Here is a 10,107-nt window from a genome sequence, read left to right on the forward strand (position 1 = left end):
GGATTGGACAGATCGTGTTCGGTCAGGAGAATCTGTGCGACCGTCTGGTCGTAGCGGTCGAAACTCTGCGTGTAGTGGCGCATCAGGTGGCTCTGTCCGACCGTCGATAGCGCCTGGCTCTCCTCGACGGTCTCGGTCTCTTCATCGATTAGCCCCTTGCCGGCACCGACTGCCCCAGATGAGACCAACAGTACGTCTTTCCCACGTTCCCGGAGAGTCATGATGTCGCTGACCAGCTTGTCGAGTTTCACGCGATCAAGTTGGGAGTCTGTGTCGGTCAGGGAGTTCGTCCCCGCCTTGACGATCACGCGCTGGGCGGCGGCGGCCTGGTCGCGTGCCTGCTCGACAGTCTCGTCGTCGATGGCCTCGATCGCCGGCCGCTCACTCATCGTCGAACTCCTCGGCGAGTTCGCGGGATCGCCGCTCGGCCGCCTCGACGGCGTCGACGACCGCCGTATCGGCGTCGCTGTTCCACAGCACTTCCATGCCCTCGATGGTCGTCCCGTTAGGCGAGCAGACGGCGTCGATGAGTTCCGAGACACTCCGGTCATCCCGGAGGACGGTCTCGGCTGCGCCTTTGAACGTCTGGGCGGCCAGCGTCTCGGCCTGCTCGGGGTCGAGGCCGCCGTCGACGCCGGCCTCCTTCATCGCGTCAATGAGGTAGAAGACGAATGCCGGGCCGCTGCCGTTGACTGCTGTCGCCACGTCCATCAGCTCCTCGTCGATCTCGACGAACTCGCCGACCGCATCGAGCATCTCTCGCACGTCGTCGTCGATCCCCTCGTGGGTGGCTGCAGCGGCCATGTCGCCGGTCTCGGCCGCCAGGTTCGGCATGATCCGGACGACCGTCGCGTCCGTCTCGCTTGTGACGGACGACCGCGGGACACCCGCCGCGATGGTGACCAGCGACTGGTCAGGCCGGAGATCGAGATCCGAGAGGACTGCGGAGACTGCCTTTGGTTTGACCGCCAGAACGACGATCTCTGCCTCCCGGGCCACGTCGATGTCGTCGGTCGTCCTGTCCGCGTCGTCGGCGACTGACGCCAGTGCCTCAGGATCGAGATCGATAGCTGTCACTTCGTAGGCCCCAGTTTGGGCAAGCCCCGTCACGAATGCTCCACCCATGTTCCCGCAACCAATGACGCTCACGTGTGTCATCCTATCCACACAGGAGCGGTTGAGATACATACCAACTACGGCTTCGTTCGAGCAATGAGCCTATCTGGAGTCCTATTTGTTTCACTGCTGAAGCCAATGTGTTCATAGAAATATATATGGGATTCTGTAGAACATCCTCCGACAAGCACCTACTCCGGTATCTCGTACCGACTGAACTCAGTTCCGCCACAATCCGGACATTCCTCAGTCCCCGGTGATACGTTTGTTCCGCAGTTGCGACACTCGACTACGACCTTTGAACCACCGCCGGGCAGTAATCGAGTGAGGACTGTGCGGACACCCATCGTCTTTGTGAGTTCTGATGACTGCGATTTAATCTTGGCGGACAAGTCATTCCACCGGAAACATGGTGTGTTTCGGCGGGTGAAGTCGCGCCGAAACCTTACGTTTGAGGACGTTACAGTACCAATTGGGAGGGACCTGTCACACGCTCCTCCCGTTCCCCTTTCCATGAATACCGACGAATCATCTCTCGGTGGTTGCCCTGACTGTGGTGAGTATATATCAGAAGCGTGGGTTCTCGTGGAATACCAGAAGGACGACGGTACCGAAGGTGTGTGGGCGGAGTGCCCAGCGTGTGGGGAGGTTGTAGCGCCAGAACGATAGCGTCCCGGACGACTTTGCGGACCATCCGCGTCTGGAACGTCCAGTGGCCGATCGTCGTCAGCTCACCGTCCGGCTCTCGGCCGCCGACGTGTTTCACGTCGACGTCGTAGGAGTCTCGTGGCGTCGTCGTGACGCCCGGCTGGTCGCCGATGAACGAAGCGATCTGTTCGTGGCCGCGCTTGACGTTCTATTTGAGATATTAACTTTAGATGAGGGGGCCCCGTACGTTGTCCGGTCATATCATTGGGAGAATGGGATCCCGCTAGAATATACGCCAGCCGAGAGTGAATCGGATTATTGGGAAATGTTGGGAGAAACCGTCAATGAAGCCCTCAATAGATGACTGGCCCATAACTGCAACATAGTATTCAGCCTAAAACCACACCGGTTGCACTGAACTCCTGAGGTGTATCGCACACATCATTCTTCCCGAAGGGCCACCTCAGCTGATCGCCCGCCCGCTACTCGGTCACAGCAAAGCCATGACGATGGTTGACGACTGCATAGTCGACAGCCGCCAACTCAGTGACGAGATCCTTGGCGGCGGCCGTGAGCGGCGTTGTCGATAGGATCAGCAGGTGGCGATCCCAGAGGGCCGCCAGTTGCTCGATCACGTATTGGTCGACCCACGTACCCGAGGTGATGACCTCGATCACGAACTCCCTGTCAGTGCAGTCGACAAACGCAGTCGTCGGATCGGGAATCTCGATCACCTCGAACGTCCGCTCGGGATACAGTTCATCGACCAGCAGGTTCAGCGCCCAGCCCCAGTCGTGATGATTGAACAAATGACCGTGGTGGGGCATACTCCGTGCAAATGCTCTGAGCGCGCGTTCGCTGTAGGTTGTCTCGTTGGGGTTGGTAATTCGGATCGGGAACACGGGGTCAGCGAGCGGACACATCGGACCAACACGGTTCGAGAAAACACACAAAAGACTAACTTTTTCCAAACGTTTGATTCTCGCGGCAGAATAGGTCGAGAAGTTCTAGATTGTCAAATTCTGGCACTAGGATCGGCGTGAAGTGGATCGAGACAAGGCCCATCCACTTGCGCCACTGCCCGTCCGTGAAGAGACAGTTCGGTTGTGGCGAGCCCATGCAATCGGGAATTCGTGTCGTCAAATAATGAATAATCTTATTGTCAATCGTATAGCCATACACACCTAGAACCACAGCATAAAACGGTCGGCAACGTAACGACCACTATACGGAGTACCCCCAGAATGGATTTTGACCCCGCCGACTACGAGGATAAATCAAAACGGGATATCCTCCGCGCCCTCGTCGAATACGTCGTCAAAACCGACGAGGAAATGGAGGACAAGACTACGCGTAGCGGCGGACAAACCGACCTCAACCTCTATCTCTGTGATAACCAGGGATTCCAGATCGGCCACCTCGACCACTGGGTCCACCAGCTCACCGAAGATGACCGTATCACTGGGCACGCAACGAATTTTGCGTCCGAACACACGTTTTCAGAGACTGTCGCTGATGACGATATTTCGATCGTCACCATCACCACACCCGCCAAAGGGCGCGAAGACGAGTTTCTCTTCGTCACCACAAACGATGGTGACTACCTCTGGGTCATCACGACCGTCCATTCGGACTGGCGGGACAAAACCATCGAGCGGCTCTTAGATTATCTCCCCTGCATCGAGCGCCTGTTCCTGTCGTCGGATGACCTCGAAGACCTCACAACGGATATCCGAGATTCCCGCGTCTCTGGCTTTACTGCCAAGTACCACGCGCCCAACCGAGAGCGGGACGCCACGCTTCGCTTCACCGGTGCCGAACCAGACGACCTCAAGAAGGCAGAGGAGGTCTTCGAGGCAAAGCCCACGCGCATTGATTTCGATCAAACGAATTCGCCCAGTACGGCGATTCAAGGTGCAAACACCAACAACGGTCGGATCTCGATGCGCTCGGTGCGTGATGGATCAGAGCCCAAAGCCGTCGAAACGCTACTCGGTATTACAGAGGGCTATCAGTCGCTCGATCACGCTCGCTTCGATGTCAAGTTTCAGTCAGAGTTGGAAAAGCTTGAGAACGGCTTTGCTGTCGATGGGTTCACCGCGATCGAGCTGACGGACCCAGATCGCGACGAGGCAACGGCCCAAGAGCTGGTGGCCGACCTGGAGACACACGTCCTGAATGGCAACCGATACCGCCACGGGCTCCGAGACGGCGGCACAAAGATTCGCGTCTTCGATACCGAACACGACGAAACATTTGATGTTGCCCTTGAGCCGCCAGAAATCGTGTTATACACCCGGCGGACGACCAGTGCATTAAGTCTCCGTGAGTTTGTCCGCGGGGTCTATACGGAACTTGATTCGACGTACTCCCTCGAAAAGAAACAAAACCCGGTGGCGATCACATAGATGCCCTCGCTGTCGGCAGGTGGGCGGCAACGGCGTGAAGTAAACACCTACAATTTATTCTATGCTGCTGTGACCGCTCGTGCTGACCCACCACTCTCCGCGCGTGGCGTTCGTATCCCCGTGATGTTCCCCGTTTTTGAGGATACGTCGGAGGGCAGAGACATCGAGGCCGAACCGGACATGGTGTTGTATGATGGGTCGACGTGTATGCTCTGTGAAATCAAGAGCGGGCACCACATCAACGAGCGAGACATCGCGCAAATGGCAGAATGCGACAAGGTGGCGATTGAAACTGCCGAAGCAGAACTCAAGAACGCCCAGGTGCAGGAGAAAACAGAATACGACGGCACTGTCACTGCTGTCGAATCAGTTATTGTCTATCAAGATCTGGATGAGGATTACATCGCAGAGACACGCCAGGAGTCGGATGATTTTTGTGATGCCCTTGATCGACTGACAGACCACGCAGTGTTGCTGACACAGGATTATGGCGGCGACCTCCGCGTCCTTGCCGGTGAGTTTGCTGCCGAAGGCGCGTTGCAATCAGCGCTCAGTGCAGGCGTATCCTTGCCGGAGAATCCGCCAGATAAAATCATGCTCACAGAGGGCATGGAGCCAGAAATCCTGGCAATTGCGGTTACGGACATCTGGGGCGAACAGGCGCTTGATCATGACGGTGGTGTTGAAGTGACACGCGAGCAGGTCCGCGACTTTTTCGCGCCACAGCACAATGTGAACCCCGGCGATCTGGGGCTTGTATTCGAGTTTTTGCAGGATGTCGGCGCGTGTGAAGAGGTAGACACACACCGATACGAATTCCGGCGAGAGCATATGAGTACGATTCTTCGCGTTGAGGAACTGGTCATGGAACAGCGCGTCGAGGACTACCTACGGGCAGATGATCAGGCCACGTTTGAAGCATTCGGCGATAGCGATGCATCGGACACAACACAGGGAGAGTGAGAAGTCACCTGACCAGACAGCACTGCTAGATTGACCTGCGATCACAGCAACCCGACACAACCGATCCAGTCTTCGAATGACAGAGTCTGAATTCACACAATCTGAGTTTGATGTTGATCACCTTCGAGCCCAGAATGTCCTCCAAGCGCTCCAGGACTTTGCTGCAGAGGTGCGCCAGCGGCGTGCAGTTACGCAAGTAAAGAAAGTGGCTCGCAATGCAGCAACCCAATTCAAAGGCGGGTACGTCGATCAAGCACCCGAATACTTCACAGAACAGTATCTGATCGAATCAGTGCTTGACCAACTGGCCCTAGGGCCGTGGCCACGGCCAGTGGAACTCGTAAAAGACGAGCAGAGGCGTCCGGACTATCGTCTCCGAGACGTTGCGACAAACTGTCTTGCGATCGGCGAGAGCAAAGCTCTGAACCGAGAACGCAATCAAGGAAAGGCAACCGAGGATATCAAGGGATATCTCCACGACGAGACGTTCTTGAAGACGTTGCGACGCGAGGAAGTACGCTACTCGATCGGCATTGCCACAGACGGACTAAAGTGGCGACTCTTCGCTCGCGATATTGACACCGGTGTCCAGCTCAAAGTCGCCGACTGCTCAATTTCCGAGCCGGTCGCGATGGTTTTAGAGAAGGCCCATTCAGAAGTGGACCCAGCCGAGGACTGGACTCCAGATGCGCGTCGGCGCATCGCTAATACGCTGGTGGCTGCGTTTTCGCGGGAGAATATCGTCTCCACCGCTGTCGCCGGGTTAGAGTCATAGGAGTGCTGTTTGCACCGATTGAATCGGCAAATAAGGCAAGTCTACGTTGCGTCGGCGAAGTTATCAGGTTGTCTGGAGGTGGTCAGATGCAGGTTCATAGATTTCTCCTTTATGCTTGAGTTTATCAATTTCGTGTTCGGCTTTAGATCGAGCCATTCCAGCCTGTTGAGCCTGTTCAAGCACATCTTCAACGGGCGCACCCAGATCATGACGCAATTCGATTTCTTGAATGAGGGCTTTCATGTTCTTGGCCCGGTCGTGTTGAGATTGGGACTGTCCAGCGACAACATCTTCATCCAGTTCCTCTTTTTTGGGGTCCGTACCGGCCATTTTGAGACTGAACTCCACAACATCAATCACACGCTCGGCGTCTGCTTGTCTAACCGTGTCGTCAAGTCGCATTCGGGCACTGGCTTCGGCAAGGCGAACCAACGCTTCCAGTTTTCGCGATGTCACAGGCACAGGCGAATCATCGTCTCCCCGTGACCGCACGTCAACATAGAAATCTCGAATTGTATCTTTGGCATCCGGACACATGGTTGGGAAGACATTGCGCTTCGCATAGGAGATATATTTGCGGAACAGGTCTGGCCCGATCGGTGGTGCGATGGCCTCAATTTCTTCTTCGACATCCTGCTGTGAATGGCCAGATTTGTCAGCATTGGCACGCTGTGTATTCACTTCGCCAGCATAATTCGCGGAGAGTGTATGGTCTGCAATATCGCGATCCTGCTCTGTATCCGGTTGATCTGTCACGGCAAAGACCAAGTCTGACCGCGACACCAACGAAGGAGTGAGGTCAAACTGCTCTGCGATGGGCTCGTATTGGTCGAACCGACCATATTTTGCTTTTGAAATACCTAAAATGGCGGTTCGGGCAGGAAGTGTTTGATTCACAGTTGCCTTACTAGTCTCAACAATCTGTTCGTGCATCACCTGCTGCAACGCAGTTTGTGCATCTTCGCTCAACTGTTCAGTCTGAGTGATGCATGTAAGACCACCATCGCCAAGAACAAGCGTCCCAGCATCAGCTTCCCAGTTTTTCCGGTTAGATTTTGACTTGTATGCTGAGCTGGTGAGTCCGACTGCTGTCGTTTCAGCACCATTAGCGCTGACACTATGAGGGGCGACACGTTTGGCATATTCAGCAATTTCTTCCATCCGCGTGCCCGGGTCCCAAGCAAGAATTCGAGCAGTCGATGACAGATCCGAGTCGCGAGGCGCTCACGCCGCCGATTCATCTGGCCTACGACACGCCCCAGGTCAGCTGGTACGGTGACGAAAATGAGAGGTGGACCTCCGGCGTGCTGCCGACCGACAACGGCGCATCCGCCTGGGAGTTTGGAGTCCTCTCCATCGTCGACTCAGACATGTCCTACGTGCTGGGGGCGCTACCGCTCCAGAACCGGTCTAAGATCGGCGCCTACCTTAACCGGTTCTTGCGGCGAGCAATAATGACCTACAATCTGGATATCGGCCGCGTCTACATGGATTCACAGCTCTACACCGAGGAAGCCGTCTCAGCACTGCGTCAGAACAACGTCGACTTCCTCATTCAAGGCAAAGATGACGGGGGCATCGAAGAGCTACTCGATGAGGCAGAGGCCGGCGAGATCGCTACACGGGAAGACGTCCGCTTCGGAGACAGGGACTTCTCACGGCCGCCGAACGCGTTTGCCTGGCCAGTCCCGTCCGAAAAGACCGGAGCCGACGATCGCGACCGCCCTCACGAGGCCTTCATCACGGACATTGACGTCGAGGAGCGCGACCTCGAGGGCCTCGGACAGCAGTTCCGGAAGCGATGGGGTATCGAGACCTCAATTCGAGAGATCAAGGACCGCTACCACGCGAAATGCAACCATAGCGATCATCGGCTCCGGGCGTACTACTTCATCATCGCGACCGTTCTGTACAACTTGTCCCAGTACGTCGATAATCGGCTCGAAGAACGCCTGATGGCAGACGACGTCTCCTGGGGTGGTCAAGAGTTCCTCCACGCCGTTCGGCGGGTCGATCCGAACGAGGTCCCCGACTGGGGTGGGACCTTCAAGGCCACTGATGACCACGACTGGACCCAGTTCTGGTGAGATGCGCTCGACTGAAGCTCATTTGAGCCGATACGCGATCTCCACTCTGCATCGCGATCGGGCGTCAGTATGAGTGCAACAAGGGCCCCCAAAATCCGGATCAACAGGTAGGCTTGTCCGAGCGGATGCGAGCCCACGACTGCCAGCCTCGGTTAGCGATCTCGTGTGCAGAGTGGCTGCGAATCAATCGCTTGTTTCGTCTGCCTGGCTGTATGCCCAGTACAGGAAGAGCCCGATAAACGCCAGTCCTGCGAGTCCAGCGAGGAGATCTGACACGAATTGTGGGGCCGAGAGAAACGTTCCCGCACCCGCAATCGCATAGGCGAACACCGCTGCGGCTCCGACCAATAGAAATGTGAGCTCCGACCACGAAATCCGGCTGCGATAGTAGCTGTATCCACCGAGAGCAGCCACTACTACACCGAAGATAGCGGCCACAAATTGGACTACAGGGCCCCCAATCCAACCCATACCTAGAACCCTCAAGCGGCGTTGGTAAATTTTCTGCCTGTACTGAGCAGAGATCCGACGGCTGATATACACCGTGACCCCACAGGACGCTTGTGTTGCGCAGAGAGACCACCGCTTGATGCTCCGTCCCTGAAGGTTTTGTCGCAGCCACTCGCCAGATGACGTATGCTCTCCATCCAGCTATCGTGGCCCCTCGCTCTTGCCGTCGCCGGCCTCGGTGCGGCCTGGATCTACCTCGACGGCCGTGAACGGGGTATGGATACCGCCGATATGTGGGCTGTTGGGTTCATTCTCGGGATGTTCATTCCCCCGGTCATCGGCGCTGTCGCGGTGGCCATCCTCTACATCCAGAAGCGACCCGACACAGGATGCGGGCGGAATGGGCCATCGCTACGCTAGCGCTAAGACTGCCAGTGAGAGGCCAGCCAGAGTTAGTTCGGCCAGTGTGCTAGGCGAAATGCCTGCCCGGCAGCGTGACTCTTTAACCAACACAACCACCGAGAGCTACCATGTGTTGAGTAACAGGGTGACGCCGGTGGCTGGCAGTCACGATGTTGGTGACATACACGCCACCAACGTCGAAGTATACTTATCGTCGATCTCGCCGGATTGGTTCACACGAAGTACATAGTTTTTATCATTGCACTCAGACGGCTCGATCGGAATCCGCAACTGGCCTGATGTATTCCGATATTCTGCTCTGAGTACATACTGTCCGGGTTCTTGCAGTCTGAATCCAAGCGCTTCGTTCGCTGGGAGGCGAACTGTCTCCTGGTAGATTGGACCAGCGGTACCGTATACTAATGAGACAGAGAGTGTGCGCGCCGCAGAGCCATTATTCCAAACGTACGCACTGACAGTACCGTCAAGAGGGGGTGTTGACGGTTGGTCGACAACGTACCGTCGTGCCGAATCTGGCCACGGACCATCAAATGCCCATGCGATTCCGGGGAGCTCCATACTAGTGGGTGCCACAGAAACGGTTGGTGGTGTTGGAGCAGGTGTCGACGATGCCGGAGTGGCGGTGGTCGGCATCTCAGTTGTGACAGTCGGTGTTGATTGGGAATTTGTACTCATGCCGGCACACCCACTCAATAACACCAGACATCCTAAGATGAGGGCCAAGCGGACCATAGTACGATTCGTTCTGATTGAATAAAGTGTCTTGTGACGAGATGGTCGAAGAACACCCTACGCCAGTGCCACCGACTGGCAGTCACGACGACTGCACCGCACGTTGGGTGACGCCTGGAACAACGGGGTGCGCGTGTCATGAGTGGGGTTGATCTGGACGTGGTCGAGACACAGTTGGCCCAGGCCTACACGCGGGCGTTGCAGCCGGCCGCGCGGGAGCATATTCACGCGGCGCTGTTGGAACTGGACGCCGAGGTGCCGACGGGGCTCGCTGAGTGTCCCAGCTGTGGGCGGGTTGGCCTGCCTGAGCGGGTGCGAGAGCACGACTGTGGACAGCAATCCCGCCCGTGTTCAGTGTCCCTGCATATCTAGCATCAGGTCGCCTGCCACTGCGGGCTGAACACGGCTACGCCCAGTTGTGGTTTTCCCAGCCCTCGTAGTGCTTCAGTCGGCTCTTGATCTCAAACGGTTCCCAGTCGCACTCGTGGTAGAGGACATCGGCCAG

At 56.5% G+C, this 10,107-nt stretch carries 12 protein-coding genes; 8 read left to right on the top strand and 4 right to left on the bottom strand.

Translation table 11 applies throughout. The annotated features are described in order from the left end of the window. Positions 1-389, bottom strand: a 389-nt coding sequence (locus BMX17_RS23900; protein ID WP_449272166.1) for an amino acid kinase family protein, incomplete at its 3' end; no start/stop codon positions are given. Continuing rightward, positions 382-1,158, bottom strand: coding sequence for a pyrroline-5-carboxylate reductase (gene proC / locus BMX17_RS23905; protein ID WP_092664883.1), 777 nt, complete (start codon positions 1,156-1,158; stop codon positions 382-384). The genes BMX17_RS23900 and proC, both read right to left, overlap by 8 nt. A gap of 471 nt (positions 1,159-1,629) precedes the next feature. On the opposite strand from proC, the gene BMX17_RS27160 reads away from it, so the two are divergent. Together BMX17_RS27160 and BMX17_RS23910 are read left to right on the top strand one after the other, a co-directional pair. Next, complete coding sequence (locus tag BMX17_RS27160) at positions 1,630-1,785, top strand: phage terminase large subunit family protein (RefSeq protein WP_244515102.1); 156 nt, start codon at positions 1,630-1,632, stop codon at positions 1,783-1,785. A gap of 43 nt (positions 1,786-1,828) precedes the next feature. Further along, the gene (locus BMX17_RS23910) at positions 1,829-2,128 is read left to right on the top strand and encodes a hypothetical protein (RefSeq protein ID WP_092664886.1); all 300 of its coding nucleotides are present in this window, start codon (positions 1,829-1,831) and stop codon (positions 2,126-2,128) included. Between the two features lie 118 nt (positions 2,129-2,246). Here BMX17_RS23910 and BMX17_RS23915 read toward each other — a convergent pair whose 3' ends face one another. Then, positions 2,247-2,687 (bottom strand): hypothetical protein, encoded by a 441-nt coding sequence (locus tag BMX17_RS23915; protein ID WP_092664889.1) that lies wholly within the window; start codon positions 2,685-2,687, stop codon positions 2,247-2,249. Between the two features lie 321 nt (positions 2,688-3,008). Here BMX17_RS23915 and BMX17_RS23920 point away from each other — a divergent pair, with 321 nt between their 5' ends. The 3 genes from BMX17_RS23920 to BMX17_RS23930 all read left to right on the top strand — a co-directional run bounded on the left by BMX17_RS23920 (position 3,009) and on the right by BMX17_RS23930 (position 5,910). Beyond that, positions 3,009-4,172 carry a hypothetical protein gene (locus BMX17_RS23920; RefSeq protein WP_092664892.1) on the top strand — a complete coding sequence of 388 codons (1,164 nt, stop codon included), beginning with the start codon at positions 3,009-3,011 and terminating at the stop codon, positions 4,170-4,172. Continuing rightward, positions 4,173-5,135: a hypothetical protein gene (locus BMX17_RS23925; protein ID WP_139203738.1), complete on the top strand. Its 963-nt coding sequence runs from the start codon at positions 4,173-4,175 to the stop codon at positions 5,133-5,135. A gap of 76 nt (positions 5,136-5,211) precedes the next feature. Beyond that, positions 5,212-5,910: a hypothetical protein gene (locus tag BMX17_RS23930; RefSeq protein WP_092664898.1), complete on the top strand. Its 699-nt coding sequence runs from the start codon at positions 5,212-5,214 to the stop codon at positions 5,908-5,910. Positions 5,911-5,973: 63 nt separating this feature from the next. Here BMX17_RS23930 and BMX17_RS23935 read toward each other — a convergent pair whose 3' ends face one another. Further along, the gene (locus BMX17_RS23935; protein WP_342027711.1) at positions 5,974-7,116 is read right to left on the bottom strand and encodes a minichromosome maintenance protein MCM; all 1,143 of its coding nucleotides are present in this window, start codon (positions 7,114-7,116) and stop codon (positions 5,974-5,976) included. Here BMX17_RS23935 and BMX17_RS23940 point away from each other — a divergent pair. The 3 genes from BMX17_RS23940 (at position 7,110) to BMX17_RS23955 (ending at position 9,974) form a co-directional block, all read left to right on the top strand. Continuing rightward, entirely contained in the window at positions 7,110-7,997 is an 888-nt protein-coding gene (locus tag BMX17_RS23940) for a transposase (protein ID WP_092664907.1), read from the top strand. The two genes, BMX17_RS23935 and BMX17_RS23940, sit on opposite strands and share 7 nt — an antisense overlap. 636 nt (positions 7,998-8,633) lie before the next feature. Continuing rightward, positions 8,634-8,867, top strand: coding sequence for a hypothetical protein (locus BMX17_RS23950; RefSeq protein ID WP_092664913.1), 234 nt, complete (start codon positions 8,634-8,636; stop codon positions 8,865-8,867). Between the two features lie 873 nt (positions 8,868-9,740). After that, positions 9,741-9,974, top strand: a complete 234-nt coding sequence (locus BMX17_RS23955; protein ID WP_092664916.1) for a hypothetical protein — start codon at positions 9,741-9,743, stop codon at positions 9,972-9,974. Positions 9,975-10,107: the final 133 nt, after the last annotated feature.

Source organism: Halorientalis persicus (assembly GCF_900110215.1).
GTDB classification, from domain to species: Archaea; Halobacteriota; Halobacteria; order Halobacteriales; family Haloarculaceae; genus Halorientalis; species Halorientalis persica.